The sequence below is a fragment of the Bordetella tumbae genome, assembly GCF_054780995.1.
The window spans coordinates 216766-235111 of the sequence record NZ_BAAGVG010000018.1 but is presented as its reverse complement, the minus strand read 5'-3'; the positions used below and the strand labels follow the sequence as shown (position 1 = coordinate 235111).

18 protein-coding genes are annotated in these 18346 nt (G+C 60.3%); 3 read left to right on the top strand and 15 right to left on the bottom strand.

Annotation, left to right across the window (positions count from 1 at the left end):
* Positions 1-6 precede the first annotated feature (6 nt).
* Genes ACYVI2_RS15940 through ACYVI2_RS15920 form a run of 5 tightly spaced genes read right to left on the bottom strand, consistent with a single transcriptional unit; the run spans position 7 to position 4153 of the window.
* Positions 7-612 carry an SCO family protein gene (locus tag ACYVI2_RS15940; RefSeq protein WP_415815314.1) on the bottom strand — a complete coding sequence of 202 codons (606 nt, stop codon included), beginning with the start codon at positions 610-612 and terminating at the stop codon, positions 7-9.
* Between the two features lie 18 nt (positions 613-630).
* Positions 631-1524, bottom strand: a complete 894-nt coding sequence (gene cyoE / locus ACYVI2_RS15935; protein WP_415815312.1) for a heme o synthase — start codon at positions 1522-1524, stop codon at positions 631-633.
* A gap of 29 nt (positions 1525-1553) precedes the next feature.
* Positions 1554-2564: a COX15/CtaA family protein gene (locus tag ACYVI2_RS15930; RefSeq protein WP_415816469.1), complete on the bottom strand. Its 1011-nt coding sequence runs from the start codon at positions 2562-2564 to the stop codon at positions 1554-1556.
* Between the two features lie 14 nt (positions 2565-2578).
* Positions 2579-3298, bottom strand: a complete 720-nt coding sequence (locus tag ACYVI2_RS15925; RefSeq protein ID WP_415815310.1) for an SCO family protein — start codon at positions 3296-3298, stop codon at positions 2579-2581.
* A gap of 39 nt (positions 3299-3337) precedes the next feature.
* A complete protein-coding gene (locus ACYVI2_RS15920; RefSeq protein ID WP_415815308.1) occupies positions 3338-4153 on the bottom strand; it encodes an SURF1 family protein in 816 nt (271 codons plus the stop codon).
* A 34-nt stretch (positions 4154-4187) separates the two neighbouring features.
* On the opposite strand from ACYVI2_RS15920, the gene ACYVI2_RS15915 reads away from it, so the two are divergent.
* Positions 4188-4388, top strand: coding sequence for a twin transmembrane helix small protein (locus tag ACYVI2_RS15915; RefSeq protein ID WP_094819629.1), 201 nt, complete (start codon positions 4188-4190; stop codon positions 4386-4388).
* Positions 4389-4508: 120 nt separating this feature from the next.
* Here ACYVI2_RS15915 and ACYVI2_RS15910 read toward each other — a convergent pair whose 3' ends face one another.
* The 5 genes from ACYVI2_RS15910 to coxB all read right to left on the bottom strand — a co-directional run bounded on the left by ACYVI2_RS15910 (position 4509) and on the right by coxB (position 8643).
* The gene (locus ACYVI2_RS15910; RefSeq protein ID WP_415815306.1) at positions 4509-5384 is read right to left on the bottom strand and encodes a cytochrome c oxidase subunit 3; all 876 of its coding nucleotides are present in this window, start codon (positions 5382-5384) and stop codon (positions 4509-4511) included.
* Positions 5385-5394: 10 nt separating this feature from the next.
* Positions 5395-5619 carry a DUF2970 domain-containing protein gene (locus ACYVI2_RS15905; protein WP_415815304.1) on the bottom strand — a complete coding sequence of 75 codons (225 nt, stop codon included), beginning with the start codon at positions 5617-5619 and terminating at the stop codon, positions 5395-5397.
* A gap of 6 nt (positions 5620-5625) precedes the next feature.
* Positions 5626-5751, bottom strand: coding sequence for a cytochrome oxidase small assembly protein (locus tag ACYVI2_RS15900; RefSeq protein ID WP_415815302.1), 126 nt, complete (start codon positions 5749-5751; stop codon positions 5626-5628).
* An 18-nt stretch (positions 5752-5769) separates the two neighbouring features.
* Positions 5770-7389, bottom strand: coding sequence for a cytochrome c oxidase subunit I (gene ctaD, locus ACYVI2_RS15895; RefSeq protein ID WP_415815300.1), 1620 nt, complete (start codon positions 7387-7389; stop codon positions 5770-5772).
* A 93-nt stretch (positions 7390-7482) separates the two neighbouring features.
* Entirely contained in the window at positions 7483-8643 is a 1161-nt protein-coding gene (gene coxB, locus ACYVI2_RS15890; RefSeq protein WP_415815298.1) for a cytochrome c oxidase subunit II, read from the bottom strand.
* A 248-nt stretch (positions 8644-8891) separates the two neighbouring features.
* Between coxB and ACYVI2_RS15885 the strand changes: the two genes are divergently transcribed.
* Positions 8892-9719 (top strand): NUDIX hydrolase, encoded by an 828-nt coding sequence (locus ACYVI2_RS15885; protein ID WP_415816467.1) that lies wholly within the window; start codon positions 8892-8894, stop codon positions 9717-9719.
* Between the two features lie 3 nt (positions 9720-9722).
* Here ACYVI2_RS15885 and ACYVI2_RS15880 read toward each other — a convergent pair whose 3' ends face one another.
* Positions 9723-12428 carry a cation:proton antiporter gene (locus ACYVI2_RS15880; protein WP_415815296.1) on the bottom strand — a complete coding sequence of 902 codons (2706 nt, stop codon included), beginning with the start codon at positions 12426-12428 and terminating at the stop codon, positions 9723-9725.
* 177 nt (positions 12429-12605) lie between these two features.
* On the opposite strand from ACYVI2_RS15880, the gene ACYVI2_RS15875 reads away from it, so the two are divergent.
* On the top strand, positions 12606-13409 hold the full coding sequence (locus tag ACYVI2_RS15875; RefSeq protein WP_415815294.1) for a phosphodiesterase: 804 nt from the start codon (positions 12606-12608) through the stop codon (positions 13407-13409).
* Between the two features lie 285 nt (positions 13410-13694).
* Here the strand turns inward: ACYVI2_RS15875 and rpoH are convergent, their stop codons facing one another.
* The 4 genes from rpoH to araD form a co-directional block, all read right to left on the bottom strand.
* Entirely contained in the window at positions 13695-14618 is a 924-nt protein-coding gene (gene rpoH / locus ACYVI2_RS15870; protein WP_415815292.1) for an RNA polymerase sigma factor RpoH, read from the bottom strand.
* A 152-nt stretch (positions 14619-14770) separates the two neighbouring features.
* The gene (locus ACYVI2_RS15865; protein WP_415815290.1) at positions 14771-15619 is read right to left on the bottom strand and encodes an SMP-30/gluconolactonase/LRE family protein; all 849 of its coding nucleotides are present in this window, start codon (positions 15617-15619) and stop codon (positions 14771-14773) included.
* A complete protein-coding gene (locus tag ACYVI2_RS15860) occupies positions 15616-16569 on the bottom strand; it encodes a Gfo/Idh/MocA family protein (protein WP_415815288.1) in 954 nt (317 codons plus the stop codon). The genes ACYVI2_RS15865 and ACYVI2_RS15860 overlap by 4 nt, the downstream gene beginning before the upstream one ends.
* Positions 16569-18311: an IlvD/Edd family dehydratase gene (araD, locus tag ACYVI2_RS15855; RefSeq protein ID WP_460490324.1), complete on the bottom strand. Its 1743-nt coding sequence runs from the start codon at positions 18309-18311 to the stop codon at positions 16569-16571. The genes ACYVI2_RS15860 and araD overlap by 1 nt, the downstream gene beginning before the upstream one ends.
* Positions 18312-18346: the final 35 nt, after the last annotated feature.

Genomic DNA, 18346 nt, shown 5'->3' with positions numbered 1-18346 from the left:
GACCGATCAATCGAGCAATAGCTTGATGTCGTGCACCATCGCGTCAACGCCGATGGTGCTGTTGGCCAGCACGCGAGACTCGCCTTTACCGTCAAACAGGTAAAACGCGGCGGTGTGATCCATGGTGTAGTTCTTGCCGCCCTCGGTCGGGACCTTGGCGTAATAGGCCTTGAACGAGGCGGCCGTGGCTTTGACCTGGTCGGGCGTGCCTGTCAATCCCAGGAAACTCGGGTCGAACGTCGTGACGTATTGTTTGAGGATCTCGGGCGTATCGCGCTCGGGATCAACACTGATCAGCAATACCTGGACGCGGTCAGCATCGGGCCCCAGTTTCTGCATGACCTGCGACAGCTCTGCCAAGGCCGTGGGGCAGACGTCGGGGCATTGCGTAAAGCCGAAAAATGCCACGACGACTTTCCCGGCGAAGTCCTGCAACGTGCGCGCCTGGCCGTTATGGTCATTCAGTGCCAGCGCTTTACCCAATTGCGTACCGGAGATGTCATTGCCCTTGAATTTCGGTGCAGGATCACTGCAGGCGGCCAGGACACTGGTCAGCACAAGAGCGGCTGCGCCACGCAGCACGGCACGGCGATGGGTGGAAAACACGGACATGAAACGGGATCTCCCAGGTCAGAGCAATATGCCGGCCCAGTGGTCCACCAACAACGCGGCGAACAACAGCGACAGATACAGGATGGAAAAGCGGAACAGCCGGCGCGCCAGCTCGTCGCTGTATTCACGATAAAGCCGCCAGGCGTAGGCAACAAACATGGCGCCCAACACGAGCGCCGACGCCAAATAGAATAATCCGCTCATGCGGATGATATAGGGCAGTGTGGTCGAGGCCAGCAACACGATGCTATACAGCAGAATCTGCAACTGCGTGTATTTCTGCCCATGGGTGACCGGCAGCATGGGCAAGCCCGATTTGACGTAATCGTGTCTGCGATACAGGGCCAGCGCCCAGAAATGCGGCGGCGTCCAGATGAAAATGATCAACACCAGGACCCATGCCTCGGCGGGCACGGAATTCGCGACCGCCGCCCAGCCCAGGGCAGGCGGCATCGCGCCCGACAACCCGCCGATGACGATATTCTGCGGGGTGCGTGGCTTGAGAATGATGGTGTAGATGATCGCGTAACCCACAAATGTGGCAAACGTCAGCCACATCGTCAGCGGGTTGACCAAGTGATACAGCACCAACATGCCTATCCCGCCGAGCAGGCCCGACAGGGTGATGACCTGGGCGGACGAAATCGTACCCTGCGCCGTGGCGCGGCGAGCCGTACGCAACATGCGCGCGTCGACTTCTTGTTCGATCAGGCAGTTGATGGCAAAGGCGGCGGCGGCCAGGAGCCAAATACCGAGCGTGCCAAAAACGACATGGTTGAGATCAGGTACGCCTGGCACGGCCAGGAACATACCAATGACGGCACAGAACACCGCCAGTTGTGTCACGCGCGGTTTGGTCAGCACGAGATACTGGCGTAGCAGGCCGGATTGAGGAGCGGCAAGACTGGACATAATGGGGCTATTTTAAACGCTGGCGGCCATCAGGCGGTCGGAGCTGGGCGCCCGGCGTTGGAAAGACGCACCAACATGACCACGCAGGCCAAGGTCAGCCCGGCAGCCCCGCCATTATGTAACACCGCGATCAGCAAAGGCCACTGGAAGAAAATCGTGGTCAAGCCGGTACACAACTGCGCCGCCAGCAGGACCAAGGCCAGGGTGGCTGGCCCCCGCAGGCCCGCCTCTGCGCGCAGGCGCCACGCCAATATCCCCAGGTAAATCAACACCACAAACGCAAAATTGCGGTGTACCCAATGGATCGCGGTCAGGGCATGCTGGGAAATCATCTCGCCAGAGGGCAATTCGCCCAGCCCCCGGATGACGGAAAAGCCACCGTGAAAGTCCATATCCGGCAGCCATTGCCCATGGCAGGTCGGAAAATCCAGACATGCCAACGCGGCGTAGTTCGTACTGACCCAACCGCCTAAGGCGACTTGCACGGCCAACAGCGCAATGCCCACGATCAGCCAGGGACGCCATCGGATGGCAGCGGCCGGCAGCGGCGCATGCGGGCGCTCACGGGCCGACAGCCAGGTCATCAGCGCCAGCAGCGACAGACCCAGCACCAGATGCGAGGTCACCACAGCGGGCATGAGCTTGTGCGTCACCGTCCAGGCGCCAAAGGCGCCCTGCACGCACACCGCGACCAGCGTCACAATCGCCAACACCGGAGAACGCCCCAGTTCCCGGCGATAACGCCAAGCCATGAACACGATCGCAATGATCAACATGCCCAGAAATGCACCGACATAGCGGTGGATCATCTCGATCCAGGCTTTGGAAAGCGTGACCGGCCCATAGGGCATGGACTGCGTGGCCTGATGAATGTCGCCCATGGCGCCCAAAGGTGTCACCTTGCCATAGCAACCGGGCCAATCCGGGCAGCCGAGCCCGGAATCGGTCAAGCGCACAAACGCGCCGAACATGATCAGATCGAGCGTCAGAAACCAAGTGAAGAAAACCAGCTTGCGATAACGTTGTTTGATGTGTTGCATAGTAAGACCGGCCATTAGCCTATGCGCGAGCTATAGATCAGTTTGCTGATGTCTTTGCGCACTTTGACGCCGTCGGCCTCTGGGGGGAACTGCAGCATGAGGTTGCCCAGTGGATCAACGACCCAGATGGGCCCCAATAAGTCCGAAGGGGCGGATAAAGCGGATTGACCGGATGACGAGGAATTCGATAACGAGGAAACAGGTGAATCAGACGGATGGCCAGTTGCAGGGGCAGCTGTCGCCCCCGCCTCACGTGCCGCCAGGAAACGCGCCAACTGCTCGGGCCGTGCCCGGACCATGATGGTGCCTCGGTAGGCCTCCAGCACTTTGGCGGGGACTTCGCCGTCGTCGGTGATGAACCAGACACGCGCCAGACGATCGACGTTTTTGCCCTGGCTGGCGTGCGAATTACGGGTGATGAAGAGCTTGCGGGCGCAGGACTCCGGGCAAGCCGCCTCATCGACGCTGAGCAGCAACCATTTGCCTTTCAGGCTTTGCAGATCGAAAGGCTTGCCCTCCAGTGTAGTCAATTGCAGCTCACTCGCGCTCGGTATGGGACGCTGCGGCTCGAGCAAGGTACCGTAATTACTGGAGTCGTCCGGCCACCATTGCGGGTTGTTATACATGACAAAGGCCGCCAGGATCGGGGCCAGCGTGCACAGGAATACCAGTACCAGCGGTATCAGCGAGCGTTTTTTTGCAGGAGCAGTAGGGGTTACTTGGGCCACGCGCATTTTCCTGTGCAAGAGTGAATGATCAGACCGGCGACACACTCAAGGGTTCTGGGAATCATCGAATTGGCGTCCCCGCCGACGGCGCAAGGCACGCCACGCCAGTACCAACCAGGCAACCGCCGCAATCGCAGCGAACGAGAACCACTGCAAGGCATAACCCCGGTTCTGGTTGTAATCGACCGAGGGTTGGGGCCAATCGCGCACCAGTGTATCCGCGCCACGCGTTTGCATCAGCACGGCCGGCAATAGGCTCAGGCCGGTGGCTTGGGCGTAGGCGGGCAACTCCAGATTCTGGACTTGAGGCACACGGCCGTCTGCGGCAGGCAGTGTGCCGGGCAATTGTCCCTGCGACGCGCCTCCCAATGACCAGAGTTCGAACAAACGAGGCACGCGCACAGACAATTCGCCGATGACGGACTGCACACCGGCCGGCGTGTCGGGTAATTGCGGCGCCGGAGACATGGGCGACGCAGATGAAGACGAGGGTGCGGACAGCGAGCGCGGCAACCAGCCTCGCAGGACCAGTACCGCCCGATGACTCGCTGCGTCCAGCAATAGCGGCGTGGCCAGCCAATAGCCAGGCTTGCCGTCCTGATTGCGGTTATCCAGCAAGACGCTGTATTGATTCAGCCATTGCCCGGTGGCCTGGGCCGGCCGCCACGCCGTCAACGCGTCGGGTCGCGTCTCGGGGGTCAATACCAATGGCGGCTGTGCCCGCCCAGCCTCGATACTGACGGCAATAGCTCGCCGTTCGTCGGCACGGCGCAGTTGCCAAGCGCCAAGTGACGCCAACACTGCCACGGCCGCACCCAGTAATACCAAAGCCGCGAAGATACGCCGAACTGAATGAGCCATGTCTGCAATAATTCCGTTTTACCCGGAGGCCAAAATGCGCATATTTGTCGTCTTGGCATTCATCGGTATTTTGGCCAGTCTCGCCTCTGCGCTGATTTATTTGATGAAGGACAAGGGCACGACCAATCGGACCGTCAACGCACTGACCGTACGTATCGGGCTATCGGTCGCCCTGTTTCTGTTTGTCTTGTTCGCCCATCATATGGGCTGGATCGAAAGCACCGGCTATCGATGAGCACCACCGTGGCTGGCGAGCCGCAGTACGGCCATTGAATGGTGCTATCCCTCGTAGCAAATCACAATCGCTGGTGTGCGAATGCCCCCTGACGGGGGCATTCGCGGTCGCTCAGATCGTTCAGAACCAATACACGAACAAGTACAGGCCGAGCCAGACCACGTCCACAAAGTGCCAATACCAGGCCGCCCCCTCGAAACCGAAATGATGATCGGCCGTAAAGTGGCCGCGCATCAAGCGAATCAGGATCACCGTCAGCATGGTCGCGCCCATGATGACGTGAAAGCCGTGGAACCCGGTCAACATGTAGAACAGCGATCCATACACGCCTGAGTTGAATTTCAGATTCAGCTCGGTGATGGCGTGATGGTATTCATAGGCCTGGCAGGCCACAAACACAAAGCCCAACACCACGGTGGCAAACAACCAGAACATGGTTTTGCCGCGATGGTTTTCACGCAACGCATGGTGCGCAATCGTCAGTGTCACGCCCGAGGACAGCAGCAGAGCGGTGTTGATGGTGGGCAGCCAGAACGGGCCGACGGTCTGGAAATGCTCGACGACGCCTGCCGGCCCGAAATTCGGCCATGCCGCCTGGAAATCCGGCCATAGCATCAGCTTGTGATCCAGATCCCCCAGCCAGGGCGTCGTGATCGTGCGCACGTACCAAAGCGCGCCGAAAAAACCTGCAAAGAACATGACCTCGGAAAAGATGAACCAGCTCATGCCCCAGCGATACGACAGGTCGATGCGCTTGCTGTTCATTCCCGTCTCGGACTCGTGTATCGCGTCGCCGAACCAGAAATACAACACGACTATCAGACTAAGCAGCCCGGCCAGGACCAGCCACTTTCCCCAACTGACATCGTTGACCCAGGCAGCCGCGCCTATCCCCGTTGCCAGCAAAGCCACAGCGCTGCGCACGGGATGAGCAGAATCCGCCGGTACGTAGTAGTACGGTGCCTCTTTTCCTTGAACCGAGTGGCTTGCACTCATGGTCTTCTCCTTAGCTCAAACTAGCCACGGCCCATCGCACGATAGCGACTAGCACCAATACAAAAATCACGCCTGCCAACAGCCCGGCCACAATCAGATGCACGGGATTCAGTTTGCCCGCATCCTCTTGGTAGCCTGCCCCGCGCCGCACACCGAACATGCCCCACAACACCGCTTTCAGCGTCTGCAGGAAATTCAGCTTGCGTCGCGAGGCATCCCGGATGTCGTGTGTCATGGTTACCTACTTGACGGCTACGCCGCCCAGCGTCGCCGAGCCCCGAAAGAAGGTCCAGGCAAAGATGGCAAGCACCAGCGCCAGCAAAATCAACCCGACAATCCGGTTACGGCGACGTTGTTGTGGAGTCATGACAACCTGCGAATCGATTTACTTGACCTCGGGCGGCGTTTCAAAGGTGTGGAACGGCGCCGGCGACGGCACGGTCCATTCCAGGCCTTCGGCGCCTTCCCAGGGTTTGGCGGCAGCAACCTCGCCTTTGCCACGGTAGCAACGCAGGATGACGTACAGGAACAGCAATTGCGACAGGCCGAACCAGAATGCGCCGATGGTCGCGATCTGGTGGAACGTCGTGAACTGCGCCGCATAGTCCGCATAGCGGCGCGGCATGCCGGCCAGACCCAGGAAGTGCATCGGGAAGAACGTCACGTTGAACGAAATCAGCGTCGACCAGAAATGCCATTTGCCGAGCTTTTCGTTGTACATGCGGCCCGTCCACTTGGGCACCCAGTAATAGGCGCCTGCAAACAGAGCGAACAACGAGCCCGCCACCAGCACGTAATGGAAATGCGCCACCACGTAATAGGTATCGTGCACCTGGATATCGATGGGCGCGACCGACAGGATCAGACCCGTAAAACCGCCCATGGTGAACACGAAGATAAAGCCCACCGCGAACAGCATCGGGGTTTCAAAGGTCATCGAGCCGCGCCACATGGTCGCGATCCAGTTGAAGACCTTTACCCCGGTCGGGATGGAAATCAACATGGTGGCGTACATGAAATACAACTGGCCCGTGACAGGCATGCCGGTCGTAAACATGTGGTGAGCCCACACGATGAATGACAGCACCGCGATCGCCGAGGTCGCATACACCATGGAGGCATAGCCGAACAGCTTTTTGCGGGCAAAGGCGGGCACGATGGCCGACACGATGCCGAACGCCGGCAAGATCATGATGTAGACCTCGGGATGCCCGAAGAACCAGAACACGTGCTGATAAAGCACCGGGTCACCCCCCGCGGCCGCATTGAAAAAGCCAGTGCCGAAATGGCGATCCGTCAGCACCATGGTGATAGCGGCTGCCAGCACAGGCATCACGGCAATCAGCAGGAACGCGGTGATCAGCCAGGTCCAGCAGAACATGGGCATTTTCATCAGCGTCATGCCCGGCGCACGCATGTTCAGGATCGTGACGATGACGTTGATCGCGCCCATGATGGACGACGCACCCATGATGTGCACGGCAAAAATAGCCAGATCCATGCCAGGGCCCATCTGAGCCGACAGCGGGGCATACAGCGTCCAGCCGGCGGCCGTCGCGCCGCCCGGGACAAAGAACGATGTCGTCAGCATGATGGCCGCCACCGGCAGCAACCAGAAACTGAAGTTGTTCATGCGGGCAAAAGCCATGTCGGACGCGCCGATCTGCATCGGAATCATCCAGTTTGCAAAGCCCACGAATGACGGCATGATCGCGCCGAACACCATGATCAGACCGTGCATGGTGGTGAACTGATTGAACAGCTCAGGCTGAAAGAACTGCAGCCCGGGCTCAAAGAGTTCGGTACGCAGCAACAGCGCCAGCGTGCCTCCCTCCAGCAGCATGACAAACGAGAAGATGAGATACATCGTCCCGATGTCTTTGTGGTTGGTCGCAAATAGCCAGCGGCGCCATCCCGTGGGGATCGCGTGGTGATGGTCATCGTGGCCGTGGTCGTGGCCCTGTCCGTGGCCTGGCGACACGTGGTCTACAGTGACGCTGCTCATGATCGACTCCTTCCTGCTATGTGCCGGCCTCGTTTGACGGGGCCGGTCGTGTCTCGTAACGGGTGCGACTACAACAAGGGCCGGGGCTGGCGACTAGCGCTTTGCCACCGAATCCTTGGGCTGTACCACGGGGTCTTGGCCCTTGCCCGCGTTGCTCCAGGCATGGCGCGTATAGGTAATGACGGCGGCGATTTCAACGTCGTTCAGTTGGCCGGCAAAGGCCGCCATCGCCGTACCGGGACGGCCGTGCAACACCGTCTGCAATTGCGCGTCCTTGGGACCTAGCACGGTCTTGTCGCCGTCAAGTGCAGGGAATGAACCTGGCACCCCCTTGCCGTTGGCCTGGTGACAGGCCACACAGTTGGCGCCAAAGACTTTCTCGCCGCGGGCAATGAGCTCTTCTTTGGTCCATTCCTTGTTGGGATCATCGGCGTTGGCAGCCAGTTTCTTTTTCTGGTCTTCGGCCCAGGCCTCGTACTCGGCCTGAGGCAGAACCTCGACCACGATAGGCATGAAGGCGTGATCCTTGCCACAGAGTTCTGCGCACTGGCCCCGGTAAATGCCAGGTTTTTGTGCACGGAACCAGGTGTCGCGCAGGAATCCGGGAATGGCATCCTGTTTGACGCCAAAGTCGGGAATCATCCAGGAATGGATGACATCGCCCGCCGTCAGGACGATGCGGACTTTTCTGTCAACCGGCACCACCAGGTGGTTGTCGGTCTCCATCAAATAGTACTGGCCCTTGGGCTCGCGACCCTCGATCTGGGCGCGGGGCGTGGACAATGTCGCCAGGAACTTGACGCCGGCGGCGGGGCCATCGAGGTACTCGTAGCCCCATTTCCACTGATAGCCCGTGACCTTGACGGTCAGGTCGGGGCTGGACGTGTCTTTCATGGCGACGACCGTCTTGGTAGCCGGCAGCGCCATGGCAATCACGATGATGAACGGGATGACAGTCCAGGCGACTTCGACGCCCAGATGCTCATGAAAGGTGGACGCTTTATGGCCGCGTGATTTTCGGTGCGCCCAAATGGAGTAGAACATGACGCCAAAGACGCCAATGAAAATCACACCACAGATTATCAGCAGCAGCCAATGGAGCCACATGACATCCTGTGCTATCTGAGTAACGCCTTCGTGCAGATTCAGCTGATCAACTTTTGGGCCGCCGGGCATGTCTTGTACCTGCGCACCAACGGCACAGCTAAACAGCAATACACAGGCGCCCAGTATCCCTCTCCACCACTTCTTCATGCTTACTCCGAAACATGTCGCGGGCTCTTCCGCGCCCGCTTAGCCGCGAGAGGGCGGAATGCACGCAATTATTTAAGACGGCAGGTGCGAAACAGACTCGAAGTCGGTTTACCCCACTCGAATCACAAAGAACCGCGGAATTATAGCGGACGCACCACCGCCGATGTTATCCAGCGCTCTAGCATCATACACAACTGTGCGCGATCGGCCCGTCCGCGGCACGCGCGGTGCACTAAAATCCCCTCATGTTGACGACCTCTTTTCATGACGAACCGGCCCATATGGCCGCGCTGTACACGCAATTCAAGCAACGTGTACAAGAGCCGCCCCCCGAGTTGGCCCGGCCACTGTACATCGCCAACCAGTGTTGCGGCTGGGCGACGCATGCCGCCTGTGATGCGCTCAGACAATTGGCGCACGTGCGGGTAGAAACCGATGCGCTGCGTATCGGTGCGGGCTTATCCGTCGGCCCCGAACTGAACGGCTTGCTGGCCCACGTTGCGCAAACGCTGCGCGAGGCGGACTGCCTGCGCGGCTGGCGCGACGAGTTGATGGATGTCATCGGCCCCGAGGGATGCCTGGGCATCATCGAGCGAGCGGCAATGCGTCCGCTCGGGTTGTTGACGCGCGCGGTACACCTGAATGCCTGGACCCCTGATGGCCGGTTGTGGGTGGCGCGACGCGCCCTCAGCAAATCCACGGATCCCGGCATGTGGGACACATTGGTGGGCGGCCTGGTCAGCACCGAAGAAGATCTGGAACAAGGATTGTTGCGAGAGTGCGCAGAGGAGGCCGGTCTCGCGCCCGCGTCCCTGACAACACGCACGCCGCTGCGCACGATACTGCGCGTGCAGCGGCGTTTGCCGGAGGGGTATCAGGTCGAGGACCTGTTGACCAGCACCTGCGTCCTGCCGGTTGGCACACAACCGGCGAACCAGGATGGTGAAGTCATGGAAATCGCCCAAATCACGGTTGCCGATGCCGTGCGTCAGATCGCCGATGGTGAATTCACCGTCGAAGCGGCACTGGTGATCCTCGAAGACGTCACGCAGCGCCGCGCTCACGGCGAAATCTGACGCTCAGGCCTCTGGTGCAGCGGCAGGGGGCGACGGCGGTGTTGGCCGCGCCTCGTCCACGGGCCCAGCCCCAGGCGCGGGTTTCGACGATGGGGCCTCCTCGGATACCGCTGTAGACGCCGGATTTGACGACGTTGCCGTGGCGGACGCGGAAGGCGTCTCAGGCAGTGGCGCAGTCACCTGAGGCACGGGTGTCGCCGAGGGCGACGTCGTCCCAGTCTGGGAAAACTGCCGCCAGACTTCGATGGCGCGCAAGCGCTGTTTGGCCACGACCTGGACTCTTTCGCGCAGATTCACGTCCCGCGCCAAGAGGGCCTCGAAATCGCGCAACGACAACATCAGCAGCTTGCTGTAGCCCAACGAATACACATCGGGTGTGATTTGCTGCTCGCCCAATAGCGCCAGCTCGCCAAAGAACTCACCACTGCCCAACTCGATCGCCGTACCGTCAGGCAACTGTACGGCCACCGCACCAGAGGCCACAAAACACATTTCCAGACCATGCCGGCCACGCGTCAAGACAGGCTGATCGGGCAAGGCCAGACGCGGTTTCAGAAGCCGGCTGATGGCACGTAATGAATCCGCACTCAAACCCTCGAACAAGGGCACCCGAGTAATCAATTCCGCAGCGCCGAGCTCCATATCCAAGGGGGGATGTTTATCGATGTGACGCCAACGGCTCTTCAGTTGGTTCATCAAATCGGCATAGACCTCGCCGCTGATGAGGAATTGTTCCAACATGTCGTGATAGCGGATGCGCTCGAGCTCGCGCGCCGTGCGGCCCAAATAACTTTCTTGCAGCCACAAAGCATATGAAGGGTATTGCAGGTTGAGAGCCTGCAATGCATGGGCAATCAGATCCAGGCGCCGCTGATGTACCGCCACGATCTGTTGAGCGGCTGTCTCACCCAATAACGGTGCGATCTGTTCTCGCGAAAAGACAATCAGCCGCTGAGCCACGGATTGCTTAGTCAACAGGCTAGCAAAACGCTGCCCCAATTCATAGGCCAGCCAGCTTTGAAAGCCGAATGTGTAATGCATGCGCAGAGACAGGCGAAATGCTCGCGAATAACGCACGTCCGCCACAATGCCGCGTTCGAAGCCCTCCAAGCCTCCCGAGCGTATAGCATCCTCCAGGCGCTCGGACCGGGCCAGCAAGGATTCCGCCATGCGCCAATCCACAATCTGCGCTTTCAGAATATCAAAGAACATTTCCTGCTCGCGCTGTGCCAGGATGACCAACCCCACCGCAACGCGTTGCTCGTCGGTCATCTGACTCACCTGACCATCGTGCACGCTGGCCAGGCTCGCATCGAACACCGCGTGAATACGATCACGGGCCTCGGGGCTGATATGGTCTGTTTTGGCGATGTCATCAGACTTGTCCTGCAGACTCTCGAGTGCGACGACCAGTGCTTGATTGCGGATCGTGCGTTCGACCATCGACAGCTGGTTCAACCCCAGCATGCGAATCAACGGACGCAAGGTCATGCCATTAACAAACAAGGTCGACAGCACGAAGCCCGTCGTGACGACTGCGATAAAGTGCCGCGCGTCCTCGGGCACTGCCGCCTGCTCTGTCACGGCCAGCGCCAAAGCCAATGATACGGCGCCTCGCAGGCCTCCCCACATCATGACAAGCTTGTAAGGCGTACTGACTTTCGTCCCCAGCGGCGTCAATCCGAGCAGCGGCAATAGGCCGAACACGACGATGCCGCGTGCCAGCAGCGTCACCACAAAGACGACCACGACCAGCAGCAACTCTTGCAGATCGGTCGCGGCCATCAGCTTGGGGACCAGCATCGCGGCAAAAATAAAGATCAGCGAATTCGCCCAAAACCCGAACTGCTCCCAGGAACTGGCCAGATGCTCGAACGTCACGGGCGACATGCGGGTCCGTCCCGTCGAGCCCACAACCAGCCCCGCAATCACGGTGGCGACCACACCCGAGACGCCCAGATAATGCTCGGAAATGAAAAAAGACAGATAGGCCAACGTCAGCGTCAGCGTGATCTCGGCGGTCGGGAACCCGCGCAACCAGGCAAATAGAAAACATGCCCCACGGCCCATGACATAGCCCGCCAACCCGCCGCCGACAAAGTGCACGATGAAGTCAGTGAATATGCCGCTGACTGACAGCGTACCTGTGCCCCCCAGCACCGCGAGCAGCACGGAATACAGCGCGATCGACGCGGCATCGTTGAACAGGCTTTCGCCCTCGACGAGCGTAGTCAACCGCTTGGGCGCCCCCACCTCGCGAAATATCCCCACCACGGCCACCGGATCCGTCGTGGCCACGATAGCCCCCAGCAGCAGGCAAGCCACCAGCCCGTATGACGACACGGCATTGACGGCAAAACCGACCACGACGGTACACACCACCACCGCCACGATGGCCATCATCAAAATAGGACCGATATCGTCCATCAAGCGACGCACGTTCATGGCCAGGGCGGTTTCGAACAACAGCACAGGCAGGAACACCATCAAAAAGGTTTCGGACGAAATCTCGAAACGCTCGATCGTGTCGAACAGATCCCCCAGCACGGGGGGAGCCCAACCATGCAAGTGCAGCCCGATACCCAACAAGCAGCCCACAATGGCCAATAGGACCGAATAGGGCAGCTTGACGCGGCCGGCCAAGGGCGGCATGAAGCACACCAATGTGAGTAGGCCGGATAAACCGAAAACAATAAAACCTATATCCATGAAGGGTGCACAAGCCGCAAACGTATCAGACAGAGAACAAGGATAGCTTTTTTTACGGCCTTCCTGCGGACGTGCTGCTGCCGCGCACGTTTCGTTACGGGTCTTGCTTATTCAAATGGTCCGGTGGGGCGCTTTTTGGGTATGGTACTGAGCTTTATTGGATATTCAGGAGGCCTCTTGCCGGCTTCGACTTCCAGCGCGGGCCGCGCCGACGCCCCCACACTGCTGGTACAGCTGACGGATTTACATCTGATGGCCGAACCAGAAAGCGTCATGTGCCAGGTCAACACCGATGCCAGTTTACGCGCGGTGATGGATCTGGTTCGCGCCAACGGACACCGCCCCGACCTATTGCTGGCGACCGGAGATCTGTCGCAGGACGGCTCTGTGCAGGCCTATCAACGCCTGCGCGAGCTGCTGGAGCAGACGGACTGGCCGGTGCGCTGCCTGCCGGGCAATCATGACGATGTGCACGCCCTGCGTGAAACCATGGGACTCTGGGCCCAGCCCGTCACGGACATCGGCGCCTGGCGCATCATTTTGCTGGACTCCACGGTACCTGGCTCGAACGCGGGCCATATCAGTGATGAGCAGTTCGATCTGCTGGAACAAGCATCGGCGTTGGCGGGAGATCGGCACATACTCGTGGCGTTGCACCATAACCCGGTACAGATGGACAGCAGTTTTCCTGACCAGATGATGGTCGACAATGCCCAAACGCTGTTTCAGCGTCTGGCCAACCTGCCGCGCGCACGCGTGCTGTTGTGGGGCCATGTCCATCAGGCATTTGACCGGCGCCGCCATCACATGCGCCTGCTAGCCACCCCCTCGACGTGCTTTCAGTTCAGCATTCGTGACGGCCAGCATGTGCTGGACGATTCCCCGCCGGGGTACCGATGGCTCAAGCTGTATCGGGATGGATCGCTGGCGACCGGGGTGCGCCGCCTGAGTGACGCCGCCTGGCTGCAGGCAAAAAAATAGGGCACCGATATGCGAGGTGCCCTGCAAGCATCCGTTTCATAGGGGAGGGGAAGAGGAGAAGCCGAAACGGATGCAAGACTACACGCCGGGATGCGGCAATTGCGGTCTACAGGTATTTAGTCTCTGGCGCGTCGAATAAGTTTCCTGCGGCAGGGGTCTACCGCGGCAGAAAATTGAATCAAAATGTGTCTATTATAAAAATTATGCTGCAACAATAAGCCGGCGCCAAAACGCGAAAGCCCCGGCATCGCGATGCCGGGGCTTTCTGCACCACAAAATCGACTGTCAGGCTGCAGCCAAGGCGCCACGCATTTTCTTTAGCGCAGCGGATTCGATTTGGCGAATGCGCTCTGCAGAAACGCCGAACTCTTGGGCGAGCTCTTGCAGCGTGGTTCCGCCCTCATCTTGCAACCAGCGCGCCTCAATGATGCGGCGCGAGCGTGCGTCCAGGGCTTGCAAGGCGTTCGCCAAGCCTTGGCCTTGCAGATCATCGTGTTCGCGGCGATCAAGCACGCGGGTCGGCTCTGCATGGCCCTCGTCGGACAAATACGAGATAGGCGCATAGGCCTCGTCCTCGTCATCCTGCTTTTCCAGCGATAGATCGCGACCTGACAGGCGGATCTCCATTTCGCTGACGTCTTCGCGACGCACGTTCAGTTCCTGAGCAATGCGATCGACCTGCTCGGGGTCGAGCGTATGGCCATCAGGACGCATGCTGCGCAGATTGAAGAAGAGCTTGCGCTGCGCCTTGGTGGTGGCCACCTTGACCATGCGCCAATTACGGATGATGAACTCGTGAATTTCAGCCTTGATCCAGTGCACGGCGAACGATACCAAACGCACGCCGCGTTCCGGGTCAAAGCGCTTGACGGCCTTCATCAGGCCGACGTTGCCTTCCTGGATGAGGTCGGCATGGGGCAAGCCATAGCCTAGATACTGACGCGCCACGGATACCACCAGACGCAGGTGCGACAGCACCAGCTCGCGGGCGGCCGTGAGATCGTCCTGGTCGCGCAAACGACGGCCGAGCTCAGTTTCGCGCTCGGCGGTCAGCACCGGCAGATGGTTGACGGCCGAGATGTAGGCTTCGATCGTACCTAGTGAACCTGGATTGGCAACGGCCAACGCCAGGGCGTTGCCGGACAGGGCCAACGAGCTACTGGGTTGCTTCATGGTTGCGTCCTCCAAGGGGGAAATTGACAGGGGCATCAGTTGATATTAGCACTCTATCTATACGAGTGCTAATTCGACTGCCGCAGTGCATCAAAGTTCCATGCGAGTCACGCCTTTCGGGTCATACAACACGGCGGCATGCCGGTGTCATACCGTTCTCCGGCCTATCGGCAGCAGGGCGGTCAGAATTACAGGCAAAAGGAGGGCTCGTCGCGCGCCCCCGCAACCGGCCCTAGGTCAAAGGTCTGGCCGGCCAGCGGGTAATCTTCGCGCGCCGGTGACGACATGCCTTCCCACGCCGACGTCACATACAGGCGGCCAGCCCCGAATGCCGGGCAGGTAGGCTGCGGTGAAGGCAAATCTCGGCGCGCGAGGCAAGTCCCCGCTACGTCATAATGGCCGACCCAACCCGCACCCCAATGCGCAATCCAGAGTGCGCCGTCCGCGTCGGTCACGGCACCATCCGGATACAGCCCTGCCGCGGCGAAATCCATGAACACCTGTGGGTCGTTCATCGGCCAGCCCTCAGGATCCAGTTGCCACTGCCACACCCGCTGAATCGCCGTGTCTGCAAAATACGCAAGACTGCGATCCGGCGCAAAGCATATCGCATTGGGTATCGTCAGCCCGGCCCTCAGGCGTACCAATCGGCCCCGAAAAAAGCGGTAAAGGGCCCCAGCGCCAGACTGGGCCTGCTTGCCCATGGTGCCGATCCAAAAACCACCCCATGGGTCGGCACGGCCGTCGTTGGAGCGTGTCGTGGCGTCGTGTGCTTCGATTTCCGCCACGCGGACACGCTGCCGGCTATCCAGATCAAAGCACCACAGACCCGTCTCGGAGGCCAGCAGCAGCCGATCGGCATCGATCCATGCAGCGGCCGAATGCCGTTCGGGAAGCTCGGCCTGGTAGATACCATCCGCTCCCCGCCCCAACAAACGATTGTCCAGAATGTCGAACCAGAACAGCATTTCGCGCCGGGGATGCCAGAGTGCGCCCTCGCCGAGATGACAAGGACGGCTGTCGAAAACCGTGCTCATGCCGAGAGCCCTGTAACGGCGGATGCGTGGGCAGAGGACGACAGATCGAACGGCGGAATCACCGTACGTTTGCCGAGGCTGAGCGCGTCGGCCACATGCACCATAGGCATCAGGTCGACCTCGGATTCGCCGTTGGCCACCAGCTCGGCCATGCGTGCATACAGCGCGGGGTACTCTCCCGCGATGTCGTCCTGTCCGGCGACTGCCTTGCCGTCGATCTCCAGTACATTGCCGCCCAGGCGCAGGGCAAGCTCACCCTGGTCGGTATCGATCTCCATGTCCCAGGTCTGCGGCCCAGTCTGACGCCAATCCAGCTCTGCATACACGTTGCCGGAAAACTGCAAGCGCGCGGCAATAGGCACGTGCCAGTTCTCGGGCACCTCAAGCGAGGCTGACTGCAGATACACGGGCACAGGCAGGATCTCGGTGAGGATGGAGAAAGCATTGATACCCGTATCGAACACGCCCATGCCCCCGGGCTGCGACACCCAGACCTGGCCCGGATGCCAGTGCCGCACGTCTTCCTTCCAGATGATGCGCGCGGCACTGACAGTCTTGCCGGCCAGCCACACCTTGGCTGGCGCGACGGCGTGCGCGAGGCGCGAATGCCAGGTTGTGTAGATCGTCAACCCGCGCTGCCGAGCCTGGGCGGATAGGATCTCGACTTCTGCCAGGGTCGCACCAGGCGGTTTTTCGAGCATGATATGGCGTCCTGCCTGCAATGCCCGGTACGCATAGTCAAAGCGCGCCGCGGGTGGCACGCACAAGGACACAACAGGGATATCGGGATTTTCGTCCAGAAAGCGGTCGAAATCCGTGTAGGCCTTGACGCCATTCACACTGCCCTCCTGCGAGACCGTCGCCGCCAGACGCCAATGCGGCGAGGCTTGCAAGGCAGGCACATGCTGGGCCTGGGCGATCTTTCCCACCCCTACGAGCGCGATTTTCATCAGTGAGACTCCCTGCCGACCGCCGAACCTCGGCAGCCTTTCAGAAAATCGAGGTCGGCGCCGGTATCGGCGCCGCCGACATGCTGCTGGTGCAGCCAAATATAGCCGGTAGATACGGGCTGATGCACCGGGCGCCAGGCCGCCAGCCGCTCGGCCAGTTCGACGTCCGACACCTCCAGCGTCAGCGATCGAGCGTGCACGTCCAACGCGATCATGTCGCCGGTGCGCACCACAGCCAACGGGCCGCCCGCTGCCGCCTCGGGCGCGGCATGCAGGATCACCGTGCCATAGGCCGTCCCGGACATGCGCGCATCCGAGATGCGCACCATATCGGTAATCCCCTTGCGCAACACCTTGGGGGGTAAACCCATGTTGCCGACTTCGGCCATGCCTGGATAGCCTCGAGGACCACAGTTCTTTAGGACCATGATGCAGGTTTCGTCGATATCGAGCGCCTCGTCGTTGATCTTCGCCTTGTAATCATCGATATCTTCGAAAACGACCGCGCGTCCTCGATGCACCATTAGATGGGGGCTGGCGGCGGAGGGCTTGAGCACTGCCCCGTTCGGCGCCAGATTACCCTTGAGCACGACAATGCCGCCCGAGGCCGCCAGCGCCTTGCCTTCAGGAAAAATCACGTTCTCGTTCCAGTTGCGAACGTCCTTGACCTCGTCCCATAGCGCGCCCCCAGAGACCGTCAATGCGTCTTTATGCAGCAGGCCGGCTTCGCCCAGGCGCTTGAGCACCACGGGCAATCCGCCCGCGTAGAAGAATTCCTCCATCAGGTACTCGCCCGACGGCATCAGGTTGACGATGGTGGGCACGTCCCGCCCGAAACGATCCCAGTCATCCAGCGTCAAATCGACCCCAATGCGCCCGGCGATTGCCAGCAGGTGAATGACGGCATTGGTCGAACCGCCTATCGCGGCATTGGTGCGAATGGCGTTCTCGAAAGCCACTCGGGTCATGATGTCCGACGGTTTCAAGTCATCCTTGACCATCTGAACAATGCGCCGGCCCGATAACTGCGCCAGCACGCGTCTACGGCTGTCGACGGCAGGAATCGCTGCATTGCCCGACAGCGCCATGCCCAGCGCCTCGGCCATGGATGCCATGGTCGAGGCCGTACCCATGGTATTGCAGGTACCCGAGGAACGCGACATCGACTGCTCTGCCTGGAGGAAGTCCTCCTGCGTCATTTCTCCCGCCTTGACGGCCTCTGAAAAACGCCACAGATGCGTACCGGATCCGACGCGCTCGCCCTGGAAGTAGCCGTTGAGCATCGGACCGCCCGTCACGACGATGGAGGGCAAGTCGGTGGACGCCGCTCCCATGAGCAAGGACGGCGTGGTTTTGTCGCAGCCCACCAGTAGTACGGCACCATCGATGGGCTGACCGCGCATCGCCTCCTCGACCGCCAGCGCGGCCAGGTTGCGATACAGCATCGCGGTCGGCCGGTAGGTGTTCTCGGATACCGAGAACACCGGTACCTCGACGGGAAAGCCGCCAGCCTCCCAGATGCCGGCCTTCACCTTCTCGGCCAATTCGCGCAAGTGCCCATTGCACGGCGTCAGGTCAGACCACGTATTCAGGATGCCAATGACCGGGCGGCCGTCGAACAGGTCGTGCGGATGGCCCTGATTCTTGAGCCAGCCGCGGTGGTAGATGACATCGCGCGTATTGCCTCCATACCAGTGCTGCGAACGCAACGAACGTGGCCAGGGCGCGGGTTTGAAAGCCATGGAGTCTCCCTTCTCTTTCTTTGTAGTGATTTGAT